This is a genomic window from Vreelandella arctica (genome assembly GCF_037070215.1).
Lineage (GTDB): Bacteria > Pseudomonadota > Gammaproteobacteria > Pseudomonadales > Halomonadaceae > Vreelandella > Vreelandella arctica.
Map to the genome: position 1 here is coordinate 170,370 of NZ_JBANSN010000001.1, position 22,834 is coordinate 193,203.

25 protein-coding genes are annotated in these 22,834 nt (G+C 54.7%); 20 read left to right on the forward strand and 5 right to left on the reverse strand.

Features of this window, described 5'->3' with window-relative positions; all coding sequences use genetic code 11:
* Nucleotides 1-9 precede the first annotated feature (9 nt).
* The gene (locus V8L70_RS00725) at nt 10-1,902 is read left to right on the forward strand and encodes an ABC transporter ATP-binding protein (protein WP_101147743.1); all 1,893 of its coding nucleotides are present in this window, start codon (nt 10-12) and stop codon (nt 1,900-1,902) included.
* Nucleotides 1,903-1,949: 47 nt separating this feature from the next.
* Nucleotides 1,950-2,957 (forward strand): zinc-dependent alcohol dehydrogenase family protein, encoded by a 1,008-nt coding sequence (locus V8L70_RS00730; RefSeq protein ID WP_101147744.1) that lies wholly within the window; start codon nt 1,950-1,952, stop codon nt 2,955-2,957.
* A gap of 89 nt (nt 2,958-3,046) precedes the next feature.
* Here V8L70_RS00730 and V8L70_RS00735 read toward each other — a convergent pair whose 3' ends face one another.
* Nucleotides 3,047-3,313 carry a hypothetical protein gene (locus tag V8L70_RS00735; RefSeq protein WP_101147745.1) on the reverse strand — a complete coding sequence of 89 codons (267 nt, stop codon included), beginning with the start codon at nt 3,311-3,313 and terminating at the stop codon, nt 3,047-3,049.
* A gap of 157 nt (nt 3,314-3,470) precedes the next feature.
* On the opposite strand from V8L70_RS00735, the gene V8L70_RS00740 reads away from it, so the two are divergent.
* Entirely contained in the window at nt 3,471-4,619 is a 1,149-nt protein-coding gene (locus tag V8L70_RS00740) for a hypothetical protein (RefSeq protein ID WP_336268494.1), read from the forward strand.
* A gap of 35 nt (nt 4,620-4,654) precedes the next feature.
* Nucleotides 4,655-5,506 carry a mechanosensitive ion channel family protein gene (locus V8L70_RS00745; RefSeq protein WP_008958105.1) on the forward strand — a complete coding sequence of 284 codons (852 nt, stop codon included), beginning with the start codon at nt 4,655-4,657 and terminating at the stop codon, nt 5,504-5,506.
* Here the strand turns inward: V8L70_RS00745 and V8L70_RS00750 are convergent.
* Complete coding sequence (locus V8L70_RS00750; RefSeq protein ID WP_008958104.1) at nt 5,503-6,237, reverse strand: YebC/PmpR family DNA-binding transcriptional regulator; 735 nt, start codon at nt 6,235-6,237, stop codon at nt 5,503-5,505. The two genes, V8L70_RS00745 and V8L70_RS00750, sit on opposite strands and share 4 nt — an antisense overlap.
* 246 nt (nt 6,238-6,483) lie before the next feature.
* On the opposite strand from V8L70_RS00750, the gene V8L70_RS00755 reads away from it, so the two are divergent.
* Both V8L70_RS00755 and V8L70_RS00760 read left to right on the forward strand, forming a co-directional pair.
* A complete protein-coding gene (locus V8L70_RS00755) occupies nt 6,484-7,101 on the forward strand; it encodes a LysE family translocator (protein WP_101147747.1) in 618 nt (205 codons plus the stop codon).
* A gap of 58 nt (nt 7,102-7,159) precedes the next feature.
* Complete coding sequence (locus tag V8L70_RS00760) at nt 7,160-7,651, forward strand: glutathione peroxidase (RefSeq protein ID WP_035586876.1); 492 nt, start codon at nt 7,160-7,162, stop codon at nt 7,649-7,651.
* Nucleotides 7,652-7,695: 44 nt separating this feature from the next.
* On the opposite strand, the gene V8L70_RS00765 is transcribed toward V8L70_RS00760, so the two are convergent.
* Complete coding sequence (locus tag V8L70_RS00765) at nt 7,696-8,082, reverse strand: DUF7079 family protein (RefSeq protein ID WP_336268495.1); 387 nt, start codon at nt 8,080-8,082, stop codon at nt 7,696-7,698.
* Between the two features lie 207 nt (nt 8,083-8,289).
* On the opposite strand from V8L70_RS00765, the gene fabV reads away from it, so the two are divergent.
* The 5 genes from fabV to V8L70_RS00790 all read left to right on the forward strand — a co-directional run bounded on the left by fabV (nt 8,290) and on the right by V8L70_RS00790 (nt 12,475).
* Entirely contained in the window at nt 8,290-9,501 is a 1,212-nt protein-coding gene (fabV, locus tag V8L70_RS00770; RefSeq protein WP_336268496.1) for an enoyl-ACP reductase FabV, read from the forward strand.
* 54 nt (nt 9,502-9,555) lie between these two features.
* Nucleotides 9,556-9,771, forward strand: a complete 216-nt coding sequence (locus V8L70_RS00775) for a hypothetical protein (protein ID WP_336268497.1) — start codon at nt 9,556-9,558, stop codon at nt 9,769-9,771.
* Between the two features lie 194 nt (nt 9,772-9,965).
* Entirely contained in the window at nt 9,966-10,220 is a 255-nt protein-coding gene (locus V8L70_RS00780) for a hypothetical protein (protein WP_336268498.1), read from the forward strand.
* 255 nt (nt 10,221-10,475) lie between these two features.
* Nucleotides 10,476-11,270 (forward strand): PRC-barrel domain-containing protein, encoded by a 795-nt coding sequence (locus V8L70_RS00785; RefSeq protein ID WP_336268499.1) that lies wholly within the window; start codon nt 10,476-10,478, stop codon nt 11,268-11,270.
* Between the two features lie 227 nt (nt 11,271-11,497).
* On the forward strand, nt 11,498-12,475 hold the full coding sequence (locus V8L70_RS00790) for a GlxA family transcriptional regulator (protein ID WP_431313205.1): 978 nt from the start codon (nt 11,498-11,500) through the stop codon (nt 12,473-12,475).
* 19 nt (nt 12,476-12,494) lie between these two features.
* On the opposite strand, the gene V8L70_RS00795 is transcribed toward V8L70_RS00790, so the two are convergent.
* Complete coding sequence (locus V8L70_RS00795; RefSeq protein WP_336268500.1) at nt 12,495-13,289, reverse strand: SDR family NAD(P)-dependent oxidoreductase; 795 nt, start codon at nt 13,287-13,289, stop codon at nt 12,495-12,497.
* Nucleotides 13,290-13,518: 229 nt separating this feature from the next.
* On the opposite strand from V8L70_RS00795, the gene V8L70_RS00800 reads away from it, so the two are divergent.
* The 9 genes from V8L70_RS00800 to V8L70_RS00840 all read left to right on the forward strand — a co-directional run bounded on the left by V8L70_RS00800 (nt 13,519) and on the right by V8L70_RS00840 (nt 22,378).
* Nucleotides 13,519-14,733 (forward strand): aspartate aminotransferase family protein, encoded by a 1,215-nt coding sequence (locus tag V8L70_RS00800; protein WP_336268501.1) that lies wholly within the window; start codon nt 13,519-13,521, stop codon nt 14,731-14,733.
* 38 nt (nt 14,734-14,771) lie between these two features.
* Nucleotides 14,772-15,836: an arginine N-succinyltransferase gene (locus V8L70_RS00805; RefSeq protein WP_008958093.1), complete on the forward strand. Its 1,065-nt coding sequence runs from the start codon at nt 14,772-14,774 to the stop codon at nt 15,834-15,836.
* Nucleotides 15,836-16,867 (forward strand): arginine N-succinyltransferase, encoded by a 1,032-nt coding sequence (gene astA / locus V8L70_RS00810; RefSeq protein WP_008958092.1) that lies wholly within the window; start codon nt 15,836-15,838, stop codon nt 16,865-16,867. The genes V8L70_RS00805 and astA overlap by 1 nt, the downstream gene beginning before the upstream one ends.
* A 53-nt stretch (nt 16,868-16,920) precedes the next feature.
* On the forward strand, nt 16,921-18,393 hold the full coding sequence (gene astD, locus V8L70_RS00815) for a succinylglutamate-semialdehyde dehydrogenase (protein ID WP_336268502.1): 1,473 nt from the start codon (nt 16,921-16,923) through the stop codon (nt 18,391-18,393).
* Complete coding sequence (gene astB / locus V8L70_RS00820; protein ID WP_336268503.1) at nt 18,390-19,757, forward strand: N-succinylarginine dihydrolase; 1,368 nt, start codon at nt 18,390-18,392, stop codon at nt 19,755-19,757. The genes astD and astB overlap by 4 nt, the downstream gene beginning before the upstream one ends.
* A 164-nt stretch (nt 19,758-19,921) precedes the next feature.
* A complete protein-coding gene (locus tag V8L70_RS00825) occupies nt 19,922-20,821 on the forward strand; it encodes an alpha/beta hydrolase (protein WP_336268504.1) in 900 nt (299 codons plus the stop codon).
* Nucleotides 20,822-20,895: 74 nt separating this feature from the next.
* Nucleotides 20,896-21,360: a GNAT family N-acetyltransferase gene (locus tag V8L70_RS00830; protein WP_336268505.1), complete on the forward strand. Its 465-nt coding sequence runs from the start codon at nt 20,896-20,898 to the stop codon at nt 21,358-21,360.
* Between the two features lie 63 nt (nt 21,361-21,423).
* Nucleotides 21,424-21,930, forward strand: coding sequence for a 2-thiouracil desulfurase family protein (locus tag V8L70_RS00835; RefSeq protein WP_336268594.1), 507 nt, complete (start codon nt 21,424-21,426; stop codon nt 21,928-21,930).
* A gap of 22 nt (nt 21,931-21,952) precedes the next feature.
* A complete protein-coding gene (locus V8L70_RS00840) occupies nt 21,953-22,378 on the forward strand; it encodes a GNAT family N-acetyltransferase (RefSeq protein WP_336268506.1) in 426 nt (141 codons plus the stop codon).
* Nucleotides 22,379-22,414: 36 nt separating this feature from the next.
* On the opposite strand, the gene V8L70_RS00845 is transcribed toward V8L70_RS00840, so the two are convergent.
* A complete protein-coding gene (locus V8L70_RS00845) occupies nt 22,415-22,798 on the reverse strand; it encodes a winged helix-turn-helix transcriptional regulator (protein ID WP_336268595.1) in 384 nt (127 codons plus the stop codon).
* Nucleotides 22,799-22,834: the final 36 nt, after the last annotated feature.

Sequence of the window (22,834 nt, forward strand, 5' to 3'; positions counted from 1 at the left end):
GGAAACATCATGCTATCGCGTGTTTTACAGCCGCTATTTCGTTATTTCGAAACACGGGTTAACCCTTACCCAGAAGGCGAGGTCAAAACGCCGCCTAAGGGCTTAATGCCGTTTATTGTGCACTTTTCCCGTCCGATGCTGCCGCTGTTACTGCTCATGACGCTGTTCACGGCGCTGGTGTCGGCAGCTGAAGTGGTTTTCTTCAGCTACATGGGTCAACTAGTCGATTGGCTGGGCAACGTTGAACGTGCAGGCTTTTGGGCTGAAAACGGCCTGTGGCTTGCTGGCCTGGGGCTAGTGCTGCTGATCGGCTTGCCGCTGTTGGTGCTGATGCAGTCACTGGTCACCCATCAGAGTATTTTCGGCAACTACCCGATGATCGGCCGCTGGCTATCCCACCGCCATATGCTGAGCCAGAGCCTGGCATTTTATCAGGACGAATTTGCCGGGCGGGTGTCGCAAAAAGTGATGCAAACGGCGCTGGCGATCCGCGAGACCGTCACCAAGGTGATGGATTTATTGGTCTATGCCATCGTCTATTTCACTGGCGCGGCCTACCTGCTGGGCCGGGCGGATCTGTTGCTGCTGATTCCGCTGGGCTTATGGCTAGTGGGCTACCTGGCGATCATGCGCTACTTCGTACCGCGTCTGCGTGATGTCTCCATGGATCAGGCGGACGCTCGTGCCCAGATGACCGGTCGCGTGGTGGACAGCTACAGCAATATCCAAACCATCAAGCTGTTTGCCGATACCGAGCGCGAGCAGCGCTACGCCAAAGACGCGATGGAAGGCTTTATGGTCACCGTTCACCGCCAGATGCGCTTAGTAACGATCATGAGCGTGGGATTGACGCTGCTCAACACGGCGCTGTTGGTGGGTACTGCGGCCATGGCGATCAGCGCCTGGTACACGGAGGCGATTTCCCTGGGCGTTTTGGCGATTGCCATCGCGCTGGTCATGCGTATCCGCTTTATGTCCGACTGGATTTTGTGGGAAGTCGCCGGGCTGTTTGAAAATATTGGCACGGTTCAAGATGGCATGAACACCATCGCTCAGAAGCCAACGATCAGCGATGCGCCCAATGCGAAAGCGCTTCAGGTTCCCCATGGCGAAATTGTGTTTGACGCGCTGCGCTTTCAATACGCCCAGGCGAAAGGGGAGAGTAAAAACGTCTTTGATGGACTCAGCCTGACCATCAAGCCCGGCGAGAAAATCGGCCTGATCGGCCGTTCCGGCGCAGGTAAATCTACCCTGGCCAATCTGCTGCTGCGTTTTTATGACTTGCAAGGTGGGCAGATATTGATCGACGGGCAAAACATTGCCGAGGTGACTCAAACCTCCTTGCGCCACCAGATTGGCATGGTTACCCAGGACACCTCGCTGCTGCACCGCTCACTGCGTGACAACATCCGTTACGGCAGCCCCCACGCCAGTGATGACGACGTTTGGAACGCGGTGTGCCGCGCCCATGCAGATACCTTTATCAATGATCTGGTCGACCCGAAAGGGCGTCGCGGACTGGATGCCCATGTGGGCGAGCGCGGAGTGAAACTTTCCGGCGGGCAGCGCCAGCGGATTGCGATCGCCCGGGTGCTGCTCAAAAATGCCCCGATTCTGGTTCTGGATGAGGCCACCTCGGCGCTGGACTCGGAAGTGGAGGCCGCTATTCAAGAACAGCTGGATACGCTGATGGAAGGCAAAACGGTGATTGCCATTGCGCATCGGCTGTCGACCATTGCCATGCTCGATCGGTTAATTGTGGTGGATGAAGGGCGCATGGTGGAAAGCGGCACGCATCAGCAGCTGCTTTCACACAACGGCATTTATGCCAGCCTCTGGCAGCGCCAGTCAGGTGGCTTCCTGGGGCTTGATATTGATGGCAACGACCCCAACCAACAGTAGATACATACATCACTGTACATATTTGAACTGTACATACTGAGGTAACGATGAAAGCGATCAAGCTGAATCAGCCTGGCGGTTTGGACAAGCTGGACGTTGTCGACATGGACGCGCCTGGTGAACCGGGCCCTGGTGAAATCCGAGTGCATCTACACGCCAGCTCGCTGAATTTCCACGACTATGCCGTGGTCGCCGGAATGATTCCAACGGAAGACCTGCGCATTCCCATGTCTGATGGGGCCGGAGTGGTAGAGGCGGTCGGTGAAGATGTCAGCGAATTCGCGGTGGGCGACCACGTGGTATCCACCTTCTTCCCGCATTGGCTGGAAGGCCCGGCTAGAGTAGGCGATTTTCGCACTACGCCGGGCGACGGCGTAGACGGCTATGCCCGTGAGCAGGTTGTACGCCCCGTGGAGTGGTTTACTCATCAGCCCAAGGGTTACAGCCATGCTGAGTCAGCGACGTTAACGACCGCGGGCTTAACCGCTTGGCGGGCCTTAGTGGTCGATGGTGACATTAAAGCGGGTGATACTGTGCTGGTGCTGGGCACCGGAGGGGTCTCCATTTTTGCACTGCAGTTTGCCCGCCTGATGGGGGCGCGTGTGATCGCCACCTCATCGTCGAATGAAAAACTGGCGCGGCTGCGGGAAATGGGCGCCGAGCACACCATCAATTATAAAGAGACGCCTGAGTGGGGTAAGCGAGTTAAAGAGCTTACCAACGGTGAAGGCGTTGATCATGTTGTCGAAGTGGGCGGCCCTGGTACGCTACCGCAGTCCATTGAAGCAGTAAAAATTGGTGGTCATATCGCCCTGATAGGCGTGCTCACGGGGCGTGAGGGTGAGATACCGACAGCTAAATTAATGGCCAAGCAGGCGAGTTTGAAAGGCTTGATCGTCGGCAGTCGTCGCCAACAGATCGAAATGATCCGTGCACTCGAAACGTTCGATATGCATCCGGTGATTGACCGGGAATTTCCGCTGACAGAAATCGCTAACGCCTTTCACCACCAGGAGTCTGGTCAGCACTTCGGTAAGATTTGTCTAACGTTTTAAGCCAGTTGGCATAGTCATTTCTACAATCGCTATAGCCAGAAAGCTTGCACGCCTAGCCGAACTTGTGGGCGTGCAAGATCAAATTCACGTTATTCCGGCAATAGGCTATAGACTACCCCCTTTACTTCAAGCTCAAGTATTTCTTTGTAGGGCACTGTAATCCCTTCCACATCGCCTGGCGTACGGTAGCTGTTTTTAATTTCAGTTTCTGGAATTACTTTCACGCCTAACAAGCCGACATGCTGAATTCTGGCACTAAATCGATTACCTTCATGCTCGATCAATAGCCGCTCACCAGCAATGCATTTTTCTAATTTGGCGTGTAGCTCTTCTTCGCTGACCTGAACAACACTCATCGCTTTCTCCTTTAGCTGTTGCCTACGACATCCGTCCTATAAGAGCGTTAAATACTGCTTTTAACGACTTTATTTTAGACTATAAGTTCGGTTATGAGGTTAGCCTTTAGGAATGCCGTGCTAAAGTGCTGGTATTTCTAGCGACAGGAATAGGTACATGGGGGAGCAGCCATCATCAGCCGACACACCTTTGTGGGAAGTCGTTGAGCTTGATCAATTTCATACCCCCGAGCAGACCCAGGCCAGCCAGTGGAGACGTTCATTACGCTCGGTGTCAACATGGCTAGTGGGCAAGAACGCCGCCGAACAGCAAGTGAAAGAAGAGAGCGAGCTACACGCGCTACCTGAGGTTCGGCTGGCGCATCTAGTGCCACCCATCGATTGGTCGTTTGCAGCTAAGGCGTTAGCGCAACAGCTTGAAAGCTGCGAAGCACCGGTCACCTTTTTTATTACCCCACCTCATAGCGGCCATACATCGGTGGTTAAACAGTGGGCGGAAGAGCACCAAGTTGCCTGTTTATCGCCACCCACGCTTAACGAACTCACCAAGGGGGGCACTGAGTGGGTAGAGCGCTGTGTCAATCAACAAAAGTGGGCAGTGCCGGCCCTTGAGCGCCACTTTTTACGCCATACCCAAGGGATTCAGGGTATTCGTGAGTTTCTTGAGCGCGCTTTAAGCGGCCGTCTGGGACAGGGCGTGATTGGCTGTGACAGCTGGGCCTATGCGTATCTTCAGCAGGTGATCGGAATTGATGGCGCGCCGGTGTTTACCCTGCAATCGATGGAGGGTGAGCAGCTGTCACACTACTTTGCGGCGATGGCGACTCATGAGGGGCAGCCTCCAGCGGTCTACAGTACGCGAACCGGCAAGCAGGTATTGTCCGATTCAGCATCTGAGCAAAACGGTAAAGCGCCTAATAAAGAGCTCCTGCGCTTAGCGGCTCACTGCCGTGGTCATATAGGACTTGCTTGGCACTACTGGCGCGAGCGGCTGCGTGAGCCAAAAGCAGAAGATGAAGAGGCCCTATGGCTGGTGGATGCCCTCGCCGAGGCGGAGCTTTCCGCCGACACCGGGGATATCGCCACACTGGTACTGCATGCGTTACTGGTTCATGGCGGTCTGGATGACCACGCTCTAGGAGATGTGCTGCCGTTCTCACACCATGAAGCACTGAATGCCCGTTTAGCCCTGCAACGCAAAGGCATTATTTCAAGTTGCGAAGGGCGCTGGCAGATCACACCGCTAAGCTACGCGAGCGTTCGTCAGTTATTGGAATCGCGTAATTATCTGGTCGACCCTCTTTAAGCAGCCCTTCTCGATAGGCCCACGGAGGGCATTCCATGGAAGAACAACAGAAGTACGCGCGACTGTTTAACGATATCGATAGCCAAACGCTGATTACGTTAGGTGTTGTGCTGCTAGCAACCATTGTGCTGATTATTGTCAGCCAACGCGGGCTGAACTGGATCGGCAATCGAATGCACGGCCAAGTGCGTTTTCGTATTTTCGCCTTGGTGCCGATGACACGCTTGCTGATATTGATTACTGCGCTTGCCATCATCGTACCGACTATTATTGAGCCGTCGCTACGCAACATGGTGACCGTGATGGGGGCGCTGGGCTTAGCCATTGGCTTTGCCATGAAAGATTACGTCAGCAGCCTGATAGCGGGCGTTGTCTCAGCGGTAGAGCTGCCTTATCGGCCCGGTGACTGGGTGCAGATTGAAGATACCTACGGCGAGGTCAAGCACGTTGGCTTGCGCACCGTTGACATCCAAACCCCTGACGATGACTTGGTCTATGTGCCGCATTTAAAGCTGTGGGATCACGCCGTTTATAACGCCAACAACGGCGGTACCAGCCTGCAGTGCGTGGCGAGCTTTTATCTTCACCCGGAGCACGAAGCAGGCTGGGTGCGCAAAGCATTGCGCGATGTGGCGCTAACCAGTGCCTACCTGAAGTTCGATAAGCCAATTATTGTCGTAGCTGAAGAGAAACCCTGGGGTACCCACTATCGCATTCGCGCCTACCCGGTGGACCCTCGCCAGCAATTCTTGTTTATTACCGATCTCACCTTGCGTGGCAAAAAAGTGCTGAGTGCCGCGGGCGTACAGTCAGCGATGTTGCCACCGGATGCGGCCTTGGATACTCGCAACGCGGTGGGCTCGGCTTCCTCAAGAGGTAGTGATTAGCTCTCGCTTTCCTCGGGCAGCTCACCGCTGTGATAGACGTTTTGCACGTCGTCCAGCTCGTTGAGCATGCCTAGGAATTTTTCAAACATTGCCACGTCATCGCCTTCAACCGGCGTGGTGGTTTGCGGTAGAAACTGAATCTCGTCAACCTCAAAGTCAATTTCACCGAATGCATCCAGTAGCGCCTGTTTCGCTTTGGCGTAATCGGTATGCGGGGCGAAGACCGTAATGCGCTCGCCTTCCTGCTCGATGTCGGTGACATCGACATCGGCTTCCATCAATGCTTCCAGTACGGCGTCTTCATCGCTTCCGGCGAAGGAGAAGATAGCGCAGTGGTCGAACATATGGCTCACACTACCGGGCGTACCAATTTTGCTCTTGGTTTTGGTAAAGCAGCCGCGTACATCGCCAAAGGTGCGGTTGGGGTTGTCGGTTAGACAGTCGACAATCACCATCACATTGCCGGGGCCAAAGCCCTCGTAGCGCGCGGCAGAGAAATCTTCCCCACCGGCACCGCTGGCTTTGTCGAGCGCTTTATCAATGACGTGAGAGGGTACCTGATCTTTCTTGGCACGCTCCATTAAACCGCGCAGTGCTAAGTTACCGTTCGGGTCGGTACCACCAGCTTTAGCGCAAACGTAAATTTCGCGCCCGTATTTGCTGTAGACCTTGGTCTTTGCATCGGCCGTTTTGGCCATGGATTCCTTACGGTTCTGAAAAGCCCTACCCATGTTGCCGTCCTATGTATGTTTTCTAGACCTAATTTTTCTAGACTTAAGTTTTCTATATGCCCCGCGCACTGAGTAGCGGGGCGGGTGTCTTCAAAAGAGTGAAAAAGAGCGAAAAAGCAAATTTTACCCAACAGCGTACCATGCTAACAGCGTTATTTAAGAAGCTGGCCGAAGTGTTACTTGGCTTAGCGTATACTGGCGCTTACGCCTTATATCGTGATATCGACCTCTCAAGGAGACAACCACATGCCATTGACGCTGTGGCTATCACTTGCCGCGATCTGTGCCATGGGCGCTATGTCGCCGGGGCCAAGTTTGGCACTGGTACTACGCCACACACTAGGCGGCGGCCGCTTTGCTGGCGTGACCGCCGCAATATTTCATGCCCTGGGTGTGGGTTTTTACGCGCTATTGACCGTGTGGGGCTTGGGGGCATTAATTGCCGGCTTTCCGTTACTGTTTCAACTGATCACTTGGTGCGGAGCCGCCTACTTAGCATGGCTGGGAATTAAAGCACTGCGGGCCGGTCAAGCGGGCGCCTTACAGCCGACAGTGATGACTACTACCCGGGGCCAAGCAGCCAAAGAGGGCGTGCTCGTCGCGTTAGGTAACCCTAAGCTGATCCTATTTTTTGTCGCCCTGCTAAGTCAGTTTGTAACCCCGGACATGAGTGCGCTGGCTAAAGCGATTATAGTGCTAACAGCGATGATTATTGATGGTGGTTGGTACGTGTTGGTGGCTGTGCTGCTTTCCTACTCACGCATTTTGCCTTGGCTGCAACAGCGTGCCCACTGGATTAACCGCATTACCGGGGTACTGCTGATCGCGCTGGCGCTAAGAGTGGTCGCTGGGCCGCTGGTGTAAAAAGTAGAGTCGTGGCATGGTGATAGCTATGCCGTTTGAGGTTTTGTGGGGTCGAGTGATGCAAATTTACGACCAAGACTGCTATACCCACCAAGGGCTGCCGTTTAACCTACGCGCGCTGCGTGGCCAAGTACTGCTGGTGGTCAACGTTGCCAGCCAATGTGGCTTTACCCCTCAGTTAAGCGAGCTGGAAGCACTTTATCAGCGCTATCGGGACCGTGGCTTTACCGTGCTTGGTTTCCCCTGCAACCAATTTGGCCGCCAGTCACCCGAGAGCGCGCAAGCCTTTTGCCAGTTTGGGGAACAGAAATTTGGGGTGAGCTTTCCACTGATGGAAAAGGTTAGCGTCAATGGCAGCCAGGCCCATCCTCTGTTTTGCTGGCTTAAACGGGAAGCGCCCGGTGTGATGGGGACCCAATTGATTAAGTGGAATTTCACCAAATTCTTAATAGGCCGCGATGGCAAAGTGATAGCGCGCTTTGGGCCCCGCGACCATGGGAGCCCGCTGCGTCTGGCATTAGAGCAAGCGCTGGATCAAGCCTATCCATAACGCTAATCTGTAAAACAAGAGTGAGACTGCCTGAAAAAGTCAGCCTAAATCTGTTCTCCCCGCCCGACAGCGACGCGGTTCATTAGCGCATTCCAGCGGTGGCGAACCATCATCGTGGTCAATCCCGAAAACAGCGCCCAGCTTTTGCGTCGCCAGCCCTTCAAGCGCATGTTGTGATTAACCAACTGCTTCATCAGCTTATAATCATCAAATTGTCGCCACTCGCTAGCGATTGAAAGTTGGTGGCGAGACATCACCGGGGCCATTTCCAAGCGAAACATCCACTCAAGTTCATTGAGGGTCATATCGTAGCGCTGCACGACCTCTACCATATGGGCGTAATCGCGTTCGCTGGGTTCACGATCAAGCCACAGCGGGGCTAGCGCTAGCCAAAGGTCACCACGTTCATCTACTAGCTGCTGTGCATTCATGGTCGCCTCATTGGAAAAGTCGGTGCTTAGGCAACTATCGTGACGTGAAAGCGCCCCTAGCTCAAGGGCGGACAATAGCGCACGGCTACACATTAGCTCAAGAGCGGACACACGGCACGGAGACAGCTAGAATAGCCCCACTGAGTCAAAAAGTTGCCTTGGCAGGGCGACGTTGGTAACCAAATCAATCCTATAACGAGGTTCAATGTGATTATTAAACCCAAAGTGCGCGGCTTTATTTGTACCACCACTCACCCCATTGGCTGTGAGCAGAATGTTCGCGAGCAGATTGAAGCAACCCGCGCCCGCGGTTTGGATAAGCAGGCTGGCCCGAAAAAAGTATTGGTGATAGGGGCTTCGAGTGGCTATGGCTTGGCCGCCCGTATTACCGCGGCGTTTGGCTATGGGGCCGATACGCTAGGCGTCTTCTTTGAAAAGCCCGCCACCGATAAAAAGCCGGGTACTGCCGGTTGGTACAACAGCGCGGCTTTCGATAAGTTTGCCAAGCAGGAAGGGCTTTACAGCAAGTCGATCAATGGCGATGCGTTCTCCCATGAAGCGCGGGAAAAGGCCATTGAGCTAATCAAGCAGGACATGGGCGAGATTGATCTGGTGGTTTACTCGCTAGCATCGCCCGTGCGTAAGCTGCCAGACAGCGGCGAGCTGAAGCGTTCCAGCCTGAAGCCGATTGGAGAAACCTACCGTGCCACAGCCATCGACACTAATAAAGACGCCATCATCGAAGCGGAAGTAGAGCCTGCTACCCAGCAAGAGATCGACGATACCATTACCGTCATGGGTGGCGAAGATTGGGAACTGTGGATGGATGCCCTTGACCAAGCCGGTGTGTTGGCGAAAGGCGCGCGCAGCGTGGCGTTTAGCTATATCGGTACCGAAATCACCTGGCCGATTTACTGGCATGGCGCGTTAGGTAAAGCCAAGGAAGACCTGGATCGCGCTGCCGCGGCGATCGACAGCAAATTAAAAGCGAGCGGCGGTGGCGCCAACGTTGCTGTACTGAAATCAGTCGTTACCCAGGCGAGTGCGGCGATTCCGGTGATGCCGCTGTATATCGCCATGGTCTATCGCATCATGAAAGAGCAGGGGCTGCACGAAGGCACTATTGATCAATTGAACCGCCTATTCGGTGAGCACCTCTACTCATCTCAAGGACAGCGGGGCGAACTCGTGACGGATGAAGCTGGGCGTCTGCGTTTGGATGATTGGGAGCTGCGTGACGACGTTCAACAAGCTTGTCAGGATCTATGGCCAGAGGTGACCACCGAGAACTTGTTCGACATTACCGACTATGCTGGTTATAAGCACGAATTCTTGAAGCTGTTTGGTTTCGAGCGTGACGACGTAGATTACGATGCTGACGTCAATCCAGAGGTTACGTTCGATGTCGTCAATCTGTAAGTCATTCACCTAGGCGTTAGCGACGCCTATTCGACCGGAACGCGGGAGGTGTTTATGGATACTAAGGAAAGCAAAACCCCGGAAGAACAGAAAGAGCACATCATTGGTGAGCGGGTGCCTGAGGATTTTGAAGCTTCCAAGCCACATCTTCAGCCTGAAGCCAAGAAGCGCCCCAGCGGGATGTATAAGTTACTCCCGCTGGTGATTATCATTCTTGGTGTGATCGTAGTGAGCATTATTGTGCTAGGCATTATTAATCGGGGTAACTAGCCAGTCACCACGCTGACGTATTGCCGGGCCGAGCGCCCGGCAATTTTGTTTTGGAAAGGGCGCTTAATATTTAGAAGAAGGCTTATTACGTTCAACCGTTGTTAAATTTCGCCTATAAATTCGTCAGAGGGCGAAAGCTCTGCTAAGAAAGGAAGAGGTTATAAAAAGTTAATACCTTTCAAGCAGGAGGATATATGACACGAGTAGCACGCGTGGAGCCTATCAGTAACAAGCGAGACAATAAGCTTATTATTTCGGGTTGGCGAGTGATAGATGTAACTGAGCCTAGTGAGCCTCAGGAAATCTCTCAACATGAAACTGAACCTCAAGCCATTGACGCTGCACGGCGTTTTGAAGCCAAAACAGCCGAGGAGTTTGGCTCCGACCCTGATGATACTCAGGATTATGATGCGTCGGATGAACAGGCGGGTAAGCGTTTTCCTGGGTAGTTGTATTATTAATCAGCTAGCCAGTCTCGGTGTAATATTCAGTATGTAAATAGCTGCACAGTGTTTTTTAGCGCTCTATTAGCTAAGGGCTAAATAGTAAAAGTGGTAGTGAATACTTTGTCTACATAAATAATAGATGTAGTTGGCAAGTGGTTAATGTTTATTAATCTTTTATAAGAAATTCGTTTTGGCTTTGATTTAGTACACTTCGGTGTACTAGCTTCTTAAGTGTAAACCAACACAAGGAGAGATTGTATGAAACGGACAGCATTAGCAATTGCCATCGGTGCGGTTTGCGCAGGCTTATCAGCTGGCGTTCTTGCTCAGGAAGAGAACGAGAATGACACTGATCGAAGCAATCAAACGATCCAGCAACAAGACACAAATGCACAAGGGCAGGGTAGCAACGACGAAACTAGGGACATCAACGTTAAACAAAAGCCTGCTGAAGTAGAAGTAGAGCAAGAGAAACCTGATATCACGGTGGAGCAGTCTCAACCTAAAGTCACTATTGAGCAACCTGAGCCCAATGTGACCGTGGAAGAAGCCGAACCTAATGTCACCGTTGAGCAAACTGGCGAGCCTGAGGTGACGATTGAGCAAGCGGAAGACGCCCAGGTTAATGTCAATGAAGACGAGCAAGAGCGCCAGCAGAATGATCAGCAGAGTGACCAAACTGATCAAAATGATCAAAATGATCAGGCCGATCAAAATGACCAGTCCAACTCACTGATGTCACGTCAGGTCAGCGACCTGGAAGGGATGACAGTGATGAATCAGGAAGATGAAGAGATCGGTGGAGTACAACATATTGCAAAGCACGATGAGTCTGGCGATTTGTTTGCTATTGTTTCGGTAGGTGGTATTTGGGGCTTTGGCGCAACGGACATTGCGCTGCCTATCAATGACATGCAGCTTGAAAATGATCAGCTCGTTGTCAACACAAACTATGGCGAAGATGAAATTGAAGCTTCATCGAATAATTACCAAGAAGATGAGTACAGCGAAGTGGATGGCAACATGACGCTATCTGAGGCGCAGCAACAGTAACGCAGCAACACTAACAGAGGTGCTGTTTGATACAGTCAATCGTTAGTGACTAATGAAGAGGGCAAGGCGGATACGCCTTGCCCTTTTTGGTAGCTGCGCTAACGCTATTAACGCGGCGACATCTTTTTTTATGTATGAGTAACAAGCGCTGCCTTCATTTGCGCAATTGGGTAAGATGGTTATTTATCCAAGTCGTTGGCGGTTCTCATGCAGTTTCTTCAATAATTATGCAGTCCAATCACTTAGCATCAAAAGCAGCGATAGCCCGTCGGCGGGTCGCGTTTATGCTACTGCCGGGATTCTCGCTGTTGACCCACGCCAGCGCGCTGGAGCCGCTGCAAATGGCGAACCAGTTGAGCGGGCAGATGCTTTATCACACCGTTACGTTAAGCCTTAGCGATGAACCGGTACGCAGCGGTGCGCAGCTTTCCCTGATTGCGCAGCATGAATTAAGTACAGCGCTGGGGCCGCTCGATCTATTACTAATATGCGCGCCTACGCCGCTTCCCTATACGTTGCCAGCAAAGCTTAACGAGTGGTTGCGCGGCCACCAGGGGCGCGGCGTGGCGCTGGGCGGTTTGGCCGGGGGGACGGAAGTGCTGGCGCGTTGTGGGTTGCTGGAAGGCTATCGTGCCACGCTGCCATGGCAGCGCTTTGAGGCGTTTGCGCAAGCCTACCCGCAAGTCACCCTTTCCCAGCAGCTGTTCGAAATTGACCGCGACCGACTGACCTGCGCCGGCGGCACGGCGGCGATGGATCTGATGCTGACGCTGATAGGTCAGCACCACGGCGCACGCTTGGCAGAGCAGGTCTCGGAACAGTTTGTGTGTGATCGCATTCGGCTGGCGGACGAGCGCCAGCATGTGCCACTACGCACCCGCCTGGGCCATGCGCCCAAAAGCCTGATAGATGCCGTCACGCTGATGGAAGCCAATATCGAGGAGCCGCTCTCGACCCTTGAGCTGGCCGAGCACCTGGGGATTTCCCGGCGCCAGCTGGAGCGACTGTTTAAGAAGTATCTGCAGGCGGTGCCAAGCCGGTACTATCTGGATTTACGCTTACAGGAAGCGCGCAAACAACTGCGTGAAAGTGACCGGCCGGTAGGCGATATCGCTTTCGCTACCGGTTTTTCCTCCGGTGCGCATTTTTCCACCGCCTACCGAAATCATTTTGGCATGACGCCCAGAGAAGAGCGCCTGGGTTAGAAAGATAAGGTTAGAGGGCTCAGGTTAACGTATCGACAATGCCGCCTTCCACGCGCAGCGCTGCACCCGTTGTCGCGCTGGCTTGAGGCGACGCGGCATAGACGCTCATGCTGGCCACTTCTTCAGGTGTTGCTAAGCGTTGGATGATAGAAGTCGGGCGGTTCTCTTTAACAAAGCGTGCCTCCATTTCCTGCTGAGAAATGCCTTCTTTCTCTGCCATTTCACCAATCATCGTGAGCACGCCTTCAGAGCGCGTTGGCCCAGGCAAGATAGCGTTGACAGTTACCTGCGTGCCGCTGAGCACTTTGGCCAGCCCGCGCGAAACCGATAACAGCGCCGATTTGGTCATGCCGTAATGCACCATCTCGGTGGGGATGTTAATGCCCGATTCACTAGAGATAAACTGGATGCGGCCCCAGTCGCGGTCGCGCATGCCCTGGGCATAATGGCGAGAAAGGCGCACGGCACTCATGATATTGATGTCGAAAAATTGTTGCCAGGTCGCGTCATCAACCTCGAAGAAGTCCTGGGGGCCGAAAATTCCCACATTATTGATCAGGATATCCGTGCTGGGTTGCTGCTCGATCAGCATTTTGCAACCTTCAGCGGTGCCGAGATCGGCGGCCACGCCTTCTACCTGAGCATTTGGGGCATCCTGTTTAATGCTGGCTATTGCCTCATCCACACGTGCCTGCGAACGGCCTGTGACGACAACTTTGGCGCCAGCGTTGGCAAGCCCTTGGGCAATCGCAAAGCCGATACCCGCCGTCGAGCCGGTAATGATGGCGTGCTTACCGCTTAGATCAATCTGCATAGGGTGTACTCCTCTCTTCCTGAGTGTCAGTACGTCGCGATACCTCGCTATCCAAGCATGACTTTATCGCTTGCCAATAAGTATGGGGGTCTTATAGCGTTCTTCAAGGCGTTAACGCGACTCAATGGGCGTCGCTATTCATAATTTGCCGTCCCATTGCTGAAAGCGGTTAACCGCGTTGGCCCCTTATACTGTTTTCATTCCTTTCCTCCACCGGAGATAACGCGCCATGAGTCATACCCCAAGCCGTCAAGATTACGACCACTACATGACGCCCAACTACTCTCCGCAGCAGGTCATACCCGTGCGCGGTGAAGGTAGCCGCTTGTGGGATCAGCAGGGGCGGGAATATATCGATTTCGCTGGGGGCATCGCCGTCAACTCCCTGGGTCACTGTCACCCGGTGCTGGTCAATGCGCTGAAAGAGCAGGGCGAAAAGCTCTGGCACCTCTCTAACGTGTTTACCAACGAGCCCGCATTGAACCTGGCCAAAACGCTGGTCGAGCGTACATTCGCTGATAAAGTGTTTCTATGCTCTTCAGGCGGTGAAGCCAACGAGGCCGCGCTGAAGCTGGCACGTCGCTGGGCCGTCGATAACCATGGCGAACAGAAAGACAAGATCATCTCGTTTTATCAATCTTTTCACGGCCGCACCTTCTTCACCGTGAGCGTGGGCGGCCAGCCCAAGTATTCCCAGGGCTTTGGCCCGGTGCCGGGCGGCATTCATCACGCCAACTACAACGACCTGGAAAGCGTTCGTGCGCTGATGGGCGACGACACCTGCGCGATCATGGTCGAGCCCATGCAGGGCGAGGGCGGCATCGTGCCCGCAACACCAGCATTTCTCCAGGGCTTGCGCGATCTGTGTGACGAACATAACGCGCTGTTGATTTTTGACGAGGTGCAAACCGGCGTGGGTCGCAGCGGTGAGCTCTACGCTTACAAGAACTACGGCATCACCCCGGATATCCTGACCAGCGCCAAGTCGCTGGGCGGTGGTTTCCCCATTGGCGCCATGCTGGCCACCGATGACGTCGCCAAGTCGCTGGTCATTGGTACTCACGGCTCCACCTACGGCGGCAATGCGCTTGCCTCTGCCGTGGCGCTGGCAGCCGTCGAGTTTATCGATACCCCTGAAGTGCTGGAAGGCGTGAAAAAGCGTCACGATCTGTTCCGCGAACACCTGGAAACCATCAACCGCAAGCACGGGGTGTTCAAGGAGATCCGGGGTATGGGCCTGCTCATAGGTGCCCAGATGTCGGATGCCTATGAAGGCCGCGCCAAGGACATTCTGCCGCTGGCCATCGAAGAGGGCTTGATGGCCCTGATTGCAGGACCCAATGTACTGCGCATGGCACCTTCGCTGGTGATTCCCGAGGCGGATATCGCCGAAGGCATGGTTCGGCTAGAGCGTGCCATTGAGCGGCTAGTTGCCTCAGCATGAGTGAGCAGCCTACTGGGTTAACAGAGGGGGCGTCGAAGATGCTGGTAGTGCGACCCGTTAAAGCGTCGGATCTCCCGGCGCTCGAACAGTTGGCTGAGCATGCAGTGCCCAGGTTGACCAACTTGCCTGCCAATCGCGAGCGGCTTCAGGAGCGCATCGCGCGCTCCCAGGAGGCTTTCAATGGCGAGGTCGAGTTTCCAGAAAACGAGCACTATACCTTTGTGCTCGCTGACGATAGTCGTGAGGAAGTGTTGGGAACGGCCACTATCCGTGCCCAGGCAGGCGCCAATGAGGCTTACTACACCTATCGTCAGGAAACGCTGATTCACGCCTCGCAGCAGTTGAATGTGCGTCGTGAAGTTCAGACACTGGCGCTTTCCCACGAAGTCTCCGATGCTACCCTGCTGTGCGCTTTTTCGCTGAATCCCCGCTATAAGGGCACCAGTGCCGAGAATCTGCTGCGTCGGGCGCGGTTGATGTTTATTGCCCAATATCCAGAGCGCTTTTCGCGCATCCTGGCGGTCGCGTTCCCCGGCTACCTGGATACTCGCGGTGAATCGCCGTTTTGGGAAAGCGTCGGCAGGCACTTCTTTGCCCGCAGCTTCCAGGACATCAACCACGTTGCGGGGGTGCGCTCGAAAAGTTTCATCGCCGAAGTGATGCCCCAATTCCCGCTCTACCTGCCGCTGTTGACGCCCCAGGCGAGGGCCGCCATTGGTCGTGAACACCCCGCCCATGAAGAGGCGCTGGAAGAGATGCTGGCAGAGGGGTTTGTGCGTTCGCGCCATGTGGATATTTTCGACGCTGGGCCGATTGTCAAAGCCGAGCGTGAGCGGCTGGAAACCTTTCGTCGAGCCGCCTGGCACCCGGTGCGCATACGTCCCGAACACGCTTTGCCAGATGCCGAACCGGCGATGATTGCCAACCAGAAGCTGGGTGATTTCCGCTGTATCGTCGCGCGTTATGCGTTGTCGCCCACGGGCCAGTTGATGCTGTCGGCGGAGCACGCCGAGCGGCTGGGCGTTTCGGAAGGGCGAGCCGTGCTGGCCGCACCGCTTACCTTACCCGCCGCGGTGGACGCGCTCGATGAAGGAGAAATGTAATGCGCATTCGACCCATTGCCCGCAATGACCTGGATGGGCTGCAGGCGCTTGCGCAGCAGGCCGGGGTAGGGTTTACCTCGCTGCCGGATAACCGCGAGTTTCTGGCCGGCAAGATAGAAGCCGCCGCCAGTGCCTTTGAAGAGCGCACCCCGGTGGATGACCGGCTCTACTTTTTTGTTCTTGAAGATGAAGAGAGCGGCGAACTTGCTGGCTGTTGTGCCATTGAAGGCCAGGTAGGGCGCGAAGTGCCGTTTTACAACTATCGGCTGGGTACTTTGGCGCACTCATCCATTCAATTGGATCTTCACCGCACCATCGACACGCTGTTTTTAAGCTCCGACCACACCGGCGATGCTGAGGTGTGCTCGCTGTTCCTGCGTCCGGAGTATCGTGGTGAAGCCAATCGCCACTTACGCAACGGCGCGCTGCTTTCCAAAGCGCGCTGGTTGTTTATCGCCCAGTTTCGTGACCGATTCCCCAATAAAGTGTTGGCGGAAATGCGCGGTGTGTTCGATGAGAACAACACCAGCCCTTTCTGGGAGAGCCTGGGCAAACACTTCTTCCCCATGGATTTCAGCGAAGCGGACCGACTCACCGGCTTGGGGCAGAAGAGCTTTATCGGTGAGTTGATGCCCAAGTTCCCGATCTACACCACCTTTATGGCCGAAGAGGCGCGCGCTTGCATTGGCCAGGTACATCGCCACACCCGCCCAGCACTGGAAATGTTGAAGAAAGAGGGATTGCGCTGGGAAGGCTATATCGACATTTTCGACGGTGGCCCCACGGTGGAAGCTTACATCGATGATGTGCGCGCTATCCGTAATTCAAGGCTATGCCAGGTTGAGGTGTCTGCCGCTGCCCGTGAAGAGAGCGTCAGCCGCTGGCTGGCGGCTACCACCCATATGCTGAACTTTACTGCCAGCTGGATAGGTCGCGCGCCCGCCGACGACAACACTATCGTGCTTAACGAGCAGGAAGCGAGCCGCTTGGGTGTCGCTACCGGTGATTACCTTCGCCTGTTGGAAACCTGAGCCCGAAAGCCTGTACGTACATAAGCCCGCATTTACATGGCAAGGAGAGAACGATGCACGCCCAACAGCAGCAACTTATCAATGGCGCCTGGCTAGCAGGCGACGCCGCGTCGTTGAGCAAGCACGATCCCGTTTCCGGTCAGCTGCTCTGGCAGGCCACCACGGCCAGCGCGGATCAGGTCAAGATCGCCGTAAAGGCTGCCCGCAGCGCCTTTCCTGGCTGGGCGCGCACTCCCTTTGCCGAGCGCCAGGCCCTCGTCGAGCGTTTTGCCGAGGTGCTGAAATCCCGAGGGGAGGCGCTAGCCGTGGCGATTGCCTCTGAAACCGGCAAACCCCTCTGGGAAGCGCGCACTGAAGCGGGTGCGATGGTGGGCAAGGTCGCACTATCGGTCAAGGCTTATAACGAGCGTACCGGTGAGCGTGAAAAAGCCGTTGGCAATGCAAAAGCCGTATTGCGCCATCGCCCCCACGGCGTGATGGCGGTATTCGGCCCCTATAACTTCCCAGGCCACCTGCCTAACGGCCATATGGTTCCTGCGCTATTGGCGGGCAACACCGTCGTCTTCAAACCCAGCGACCAGACCCCGCTGACCGCCGATTTAACCCTTCAGTGCTGGCTGGAAGCCGGGCTGCCTGCTGGGGTGATCAATCTGGTGCAGGGAGGCGTCGCCGTTGGTCAAGCGCTGGCAGGCAACCCCGGTATTGATGGCCTGCTGTTTACCGGTAGCGCCAAAGTGGGCGGTATGCTGCATCAGCAGTTTGCCGGACAGCTGGATAAAATCCTGGCGCTCGAACTGGGTGGCAACAACCCGCTGGTAGTGAAGGACATTGATGACGAGCGTGCAGCGGTACTCACCATTCTGCAGTCGGCGTTTCTCTCCGGTGGCCAGCGCTGCACCTGCGCTCGCCGCTTGATGGTGCCGGAGGGCGCCGTGGGCGACCGGCTGATCGATGCGCTTTCCGAGGCGATCGCTAAGCTGCACGTGGCGGGCCAGTTCGAAGAGAACCCTGCGCCATTCTATAGCGGTTTGGTGAGCGTAGCGGCGGCAGATGGTCTGCTCAAGGCGCAAGAGGAACTGGAGTCCATGGGGGGCACGGTGATCAATCGCATGCGTCGCTTGGAAGAGAACACCAGTCTGTTAAGCCCTGCGCTGATTGATGTGACGGGCCTGGACGTTCCCGACGAGGAGCACTTCGGACCGCTGCTGAAAATCCATCGCTATCGCGATTGGGATGAAGCGCTCTCGCTTGCCAACAACACCCGCTACGGGCTCTCCGCCGGGTTGATTGGCGGCGATCAAGCCGATTGGGACGACTTCCTGCTGCGCATTCGCGCAGGCATCGTCAACTGGAACCGCCAGACCACCGGCGCTTCCGGTGATGCGCCCTTCGGCGGCGTAGGTGACAGCGGCAACCACCGCCCCAGCGCTTATTACGCGGCAGACTACTGCGCTTATCCGGTTGCTTCCATGGAAGCCGACACCCTGGAGATGCCTGAAACCTTGCCACCAGGAGTGAGTCTATGAACGGCAGTGCCTTCAGCCATATCAGGGAAGTCAATTTCGACGGCTTGGTCGGCCCTACCCATAATTACTCAGGGCTGGCAGTCGGTAACGTCGCTTCGATGAGCCACGGTGGCCTGCTCTCCAATCCCAAGGAGGGCGCGCTGCAGGGGCTGCTTAAGATGAAGTCGCTGATGGACGCGGGCTATGCCCAGGGTGTGCTGCCTCCTCAACAGCGCCCAGACATTGGCGCACTGCGCGATTTAGGTTTTAGCGGTAGTAATAGCGATGTGCTGGCCCGCGCCGCTCTTGAAGCCCCACAGTTGCTGCGAGCGGTATGCTCGGCTTCCAGTATGTGGACGGCTAACGCGGGAACTATTACCCCCAGCGTCGACGCATCAGATCACCGGGTACACTTCACTCCAGCCAATCTGCAATCCAGCTTTCACCGCTATTTAGAGCCGCAAACCACTGGCCGCGTGCTGCAGGCGATCTTCCGTGACGAACAGCACTTCGCCCACCATCCGGTGCTACCCGCCACCCCAGCCTTTTCCGACGAAGGGGCGGCCAATCACACCCGTCTATGCGGTGAGCACGGCGAACCCGGCGTTCACCTGTTTGTATATGGCCGCCAGGCGTTTGGTGACGTGCGTAGCGGTGAGCGCGAACCAACACGCTTCCCTGCTAGGCAAACGCTGGAAGCGGGCCAAGCAGTAGCCCGCCAGCACGGGTTAACACAGGAGCAAACAGTATTTGCCCAGCAGCACCCGGATGCCATCGATGCAGGCGTCTTCCATAACGACGTGATTGCCGTAGGTAATGGCCCCGTGCTGCTCTACCACGAAATGGCGTTTCTGGATGAAGAAGGCACGCTCAATGAGCTGCGCGCCAAAATGGCCAGCCCGCTGATTCCCGTGCGCGTGCCCTTGGAAGCGGTAAGCATGGAGGATGCGGTAGCCTCGTATCTCTTCAACTCACAGCTGCTATCCAACCCGGATGGCACCATGACACTGGTAGTGCCCGGCGAATGCCAGGAGCGCGAAGCAGTATGGAACACCATCCAAAATCACCTGCTAGCAGGCAATAACCCCATCAGCGAAGTGATCGTTAAAGACGTCAAGCAGAGCATGCGCAACGGCGGCGGCCCCGCTTGCCTGCGCCTGCGCGTGGTGCTAACGGAGGCCGAACGTGCAGCGCTCTCTGGCCGCGTGCTGCTCACCAATGCACTGTACACTGACCTGACCGCGTGGGTGGAGCGCCACTATCGCGATCGCCTCGCCCCGGACGATTTGGCCGATCCACAGCTGGCGGAAGAGTCGCTTGCAGCACTGGATGAACTCACTCAACTGCTGAAAATCGGCCCGGTTTATCCCTTTCAACTGGGGTAGGGTGTGATGTAGTGAGGGAAAATAATAAACGCCAGGGCAGTGCCTTGGCGTTTGGGTTTAAAGTTTGCAGCGAAAGCTTAGCCGTCGCTTTGCCCGGCGTATGCGATTAGGAGGGAGCAGTGCGACAATATATGCTGGCCTTGGTGATAGGAGTATTTTTAATAATGTCGACAGGCACTAATGCGAACGGCTTGGATTTCGAAGCGTTAGTGTCTGAGCAAGGCGCAGCAGGCCCACTGCCAGCACTTCAGCCGTTTGAAGCAAGGGATGGCACCACACTTTCATATCGGCATTATCCAAGTGAATCCGACACGGCGCTGGTGCTCGTGCACGGCTCAGGGACCGACAGTCGATACCTGGCAACCTTTGCTCGCGGATTGGCTGCTTCAGGCGCCGCTGCTGTTTACACCCCGGATATTCGAGGGCATGGGCCATCTCCCGTTCGGCGCGGCGATATCGACTATATCAAGCAGCTTGAGGATGATCTTGCCGATCTTATTGCCCACATCAAAGTGGTCAATCCTCAATTAACGCGTATCGTCGTCGGTGGGCATTCGTCAGGTGGCGGGTTAGCAATACGTTTTGCTGGTGGTACGCATGGGCACCTTGCCAACGCCTATCTGCTGCTAGCGCCTTACCTGGGATACGACGCACCTACTGTTCGGAAAAACTCGGGCGGGTGGGCAGACCCCAAAGTGACCAGAATCATTGCTATATCCATTTTGAATGAACTCGGTATTACCCACTTCAATAAGCTACCGGTGCTGCACTTTAATTTGCCGCCCGAATACCGCCAGGGCTCAGAAACGCTAGCGTATTCGTACCGGCTTATGAAGGGCTTTGCTTCCGCCAATTGGCAGAACGATCTCAGTTCTATGGCGGCTCCAGTCCTTCTTATTACTGGATCTGATGACGAAGCATTTTTTGCGGAGCGCTTCGAGCCCACTTTGCGGCCCATCGTTCCACACGCTGATATCGTCACGGTGCCTAATGCATCGCATCTGAGCCTTGTTGTGAACAAAGAGGGCATCAAGACAGCTTACCATTGGCTTCAAGCGTTATAAGAGCGAAAATCTCATGTGTATGGGATGGTGGAAACACTTATGGTTCTCACACCTAGCACTAGGATTACGTCAATATGCCCTTAATCGACATCCGTGCTGCACTCGAAACTGATGTTCCGGACATTCAATCCTGCGCACGACTGGCCTATTCAAAGTACATCTGCCGCATCGGCCGTGAACCCGCGCCCATGCATGCAGACTTCGCAAGCCTAATCGACTACGGCTACATAGATGTTGCCATCCTTGATTCACATTTTGTGGGCTATGTTGTGTTCTACCCCGAAGGCGATCATTTTCACCTCGAAAACGTTGCCATACTGCCTGAGTATGGCGGCCTCGGCATTGGGAAGCGATTGATCGATCACGTGGAACGTTCTGCCGAGGAAAAGGGATATGAAGCCGTGGAACTTTATACGAATGAAGCCATGACAGAAAATCTCGCCATGTACCCCAAACTGGGATACGTCAGGGGCGAGTGTCGGCATGAAGCGGGGTTTAATCGAGTGTATTTCCGAAAGCAGCTAAAGTTGAATGGCTGACAAGAAGAGCTTTCCTAGTTGGGTCGATTCAGTGAACGCGTCACTCTTGAGTTCATCACCGTATTGGAGATTGGTGATTTGAGAAAAGTATTAATGAGCGCCTGTCTCTTGGGTAAAAAGGTTCGCTATGATGGTGGCGCCCTTTCCGTGGATGATCAGATTGTTGAACAGTGGTGTTCTGAAGGCCGAATCGTTTCTGTTTGTCCTGAAGTTGAGGCGGGGATGAGTATTCCCAGGCCGCCCGCGGAGATTTTCAAGGGCAGTGGTAAGGGCGTTTTAAACGGTGAGGTCGATGTTATCGAAAACGATGGAGGCAAGGTGACCAATGAATTTTTAGCAGGTGCCTCTATCGCTTTGAACCTGTGCCGTAAATTCGATATCGATATCGCAGTGCTTGCTGAGTTCAGTCCTTCATGCGGAAGCACCGCTATTTATGACGGCAGTTTCTCTGGTAAAAAAGTACCGGGTATGGGAGTAACAGCCGCACTGCTCCGGGAACATGGTGTGCACGTGTTTAGTCAGTATGAAATAGCCCGAGCTAACACTGCACTTCTTGCTACAAGTTCGTGAAAGCAGCACTAGGATTCGAGATATGACGCCTATTATTCGGTCTACTAACGACAAGGCGTTCGCGGAAAAATTAATTCGCCAAAATATGTCTGCTTACTACGAACAGTTGGATATGTGCTGGAATACAGCCCTGTTTGATAAACAATGGGATGAGTTAGACAGTTACGAATTAGTTATTAACGCTAGCCCAGTAGGGTTGTTATGCATAAATCACGATGAAGCCGCTTACTATATTCGAGAGCTACAAATTGATCAGAAGTGGCAGCACCAAGGCTTAGGTACAGCGGCAATCCGCCACACGAAGGAAATCGCCCAACAGTCGGGCATCCGCTTACTTCGGCTGCGTGTGTTTTGTATCAACCCAGCAATAGCGCTATACGAGCGTATGGGGTTTCGCGTGCGTAAAACCGAGGGCGGGACTCACTATATGGAGAAAAGGATTGATTAGCTGCTCAAACTGAATCGTGTTGTACTCCCTGATGCCTTACTCCTTTACTGTCGCAATGATGTCTGTCATATCGGTCACTTCTAAACCATCCTCCCGTATTAATTTCGTTTCAACACGCAGTCCATTCCTCGTTTGTAGCTGAAGGCGAAGCGGTGTATTGCCAGGTTCTAAGTGCTCTCCGCCCCACTCGCGAAGGGCGATAACCACGGGGAAGAGTGCATGGCCTTTCGCTGTTAGCGCATAGCCTTTGCGGGCTCGTTGTCCTGAATCACGGTATTGGTAGCGCTCTAAAATACCTTCTTGAACCAATCTGGCAAGCCGGTTGGACAAAACTGAGCGAGTAATACCCAGGTCTTCTCTGATTTGGTCGAAGCGCTCAGCACCACATATCACTTCTCGCAGAATCAGCAGCGACCACATATCTCCCACAACCCGGATCGCCTTGGCAAGCGAGCA

What these genes read in the sequence shown, in the direction of transcription:
- V8L70_RS00725 (WP_101147743.1), top strand. Translation starts at nt 10, where the DNA reads ATGCTATCGCGTGTTTTACAGCCGCTATTTCGTTATTTCGAAACACGG.
- V8L70_RS00730 (WP_101147744.1), top strand. Translation starts at nt 1,950, where the DNA reads ATGAAAGCGATCAAGCTGAATCAGCCTGGCGGTTTGGACAAGCTGGAC.
- V8L70_RS00735 (WP_101147745.1), bottom strand. Translation starts at nt 3,313, where the DNA reads ATGAGTGTTGTTCAGGTCAGCGAAGAAGAGCTACACGCCAAATTAGAA.
- V8L70_RS00740 (WP_336268494.1), top strand. Translation starts at nt 3,471, where the DNA reads ATGGGGGAGCAGCCATCATCAGCCGACACACCTTTGTGGGAAGTCGTT.
- V8L70_RS00745 (WP_008958105.1), top strand. Translation starts at nt 4,655, where the DNA reads ATGGAAGAACAACAGAAGTACGCGCGACTGTTTAACGATATCGATAGC.
- V8L70_RS00750 (WP_008958104.1), bottom strand. Translation starts at nt 6,237, where the DNA reads ATGGGTAGGGCTTTTCAGAACCGTAAGGAATCCATGGCCAAAACGGCC.
- V8L70_RS00755 (WP_101147747.1), top strand. Translation starts at nt 6,484, where the DNA reads ATGCCATTGACGCTGTGGCTATCACTTGCCGCGATCTGTGCCATGGGC.
- V8L70_RS00760 (WP_035586876.1), top strand. Translation starts at nt 7,160, where the DNA reads ATGCAAATTTACGACCAAGACTGCTATACCCACCAAGGGCTGCCGTTT.
- V8L70_RS00765 (WP_336268495.1), bottom strand. Translation starts at nt 8,082, where the DNA reads ATGAATGCACAGCAGCTAGTAGATGAACGTGGTGACCTTTGGCTAGCG.
- V8L70_RS00775 (WP_336268497.1), top strand. Translation starts at nt 9,556, where the DNA reads ATGGATACTAAGGAAAGCAAAACCCCGGAAGAACAGAAAGAGCACATC.
- V8L70_RS00780 (WP_336268498.1), top strand. Translation starts at nt 9,966, where the DNA reads ATGACACGAGTAGCACGCGTGGAGCCTATCAGTAACAAGCGAGACAAT.
- V8L70_RS00785 (WP_336268499.1), top strand. Translation starts at nt 10,476, where the DNA reads ATGAAACGGACAGCATTAGCAATTGCCATCGGTGCGGTTTGCGCAGGC.
- V8L70_RS00790 (WP_431313205.1), top strand. Translation starts at nt 11,498, where the DNA reads ATGCAGTCCAATCACTTAGCATCAAAAGCAGCGATAGCCCGTCGGCGG.
- V8L70_RS00795 (WP_336268500.1), bottom strand. Translation starts at nt 13,289, where the DNA reads ATGCAGATTGATCTAAGCGGTAAGCACGCCATCATTACCGGCTCGACG.
- V8L70_RS00800 (WP_336268501.1), top strand. Translation starts at nt 13,519, where the DNA reads ATGAGTCATACCCCAAGCCGTCAAGATTACGACCACTACATGACGCCC.
- V8L70_RS00805 (WP_008958093.1), top strand. Translation starts at nt 14,772, where the DNA reads ATGCTGGTAGTGCGACCCGTTAAAGCGTCGGATCTCCCGGCGCTCGAA.
- astA (WP_008958092.1), top strand. Translation starts at nt 15,836, where the DNA reads ATGCGCATTCGACCCATTGCCCGCAATGACCTGGATGGGCTGCAGGCG.
- astD (WP_336268502.1), top strand. Translation starts at nt 16,921, where the DNA reads ATGCACGCCCAACAGCAGCAACTTATCAATGGCGCCTGGCTAGCAGGC.
- astB (WP_336268503.1), top strand. Translation starts at nt 18,390, where the DNA reads ATGAACGGCAGTGCCTTCAGCCATATCAGGGAAGTCAATTTCGACGGC.
- V8L70_RS00825 (WP_336268504.1), top strand. Translation starts at nt 19,922, where the DNA reads ATGTCGACAGGCACTAATGCGAACGGCTTGGATTTCGAAGCGTTAGTG.
- V8L70_RS00830 (WP_336268505.1), top strand. Translation starts at nt 20,896, where the DNA reads ATGCCCTTAATCGACATCCGTGCTGCACTCGAAACTGATGTTCCGGAC.
- V8L70_RS00840 (WP_336268506.1), top strand. Translation starts at nt 21,953, where the DNA reads ATGACGCCTATTATTCGGTCTACTAACGACAAGGCGTTCGCGGAAAAA.
- V8L70_RS00845 (WP_336268595.1), bottom strand. Translation starts at nt 22,798, where the DNA reads ATGTGGTCGCTGCTGATTCTGCGAGAAGTGATATGTGGTGCTGAGCGC.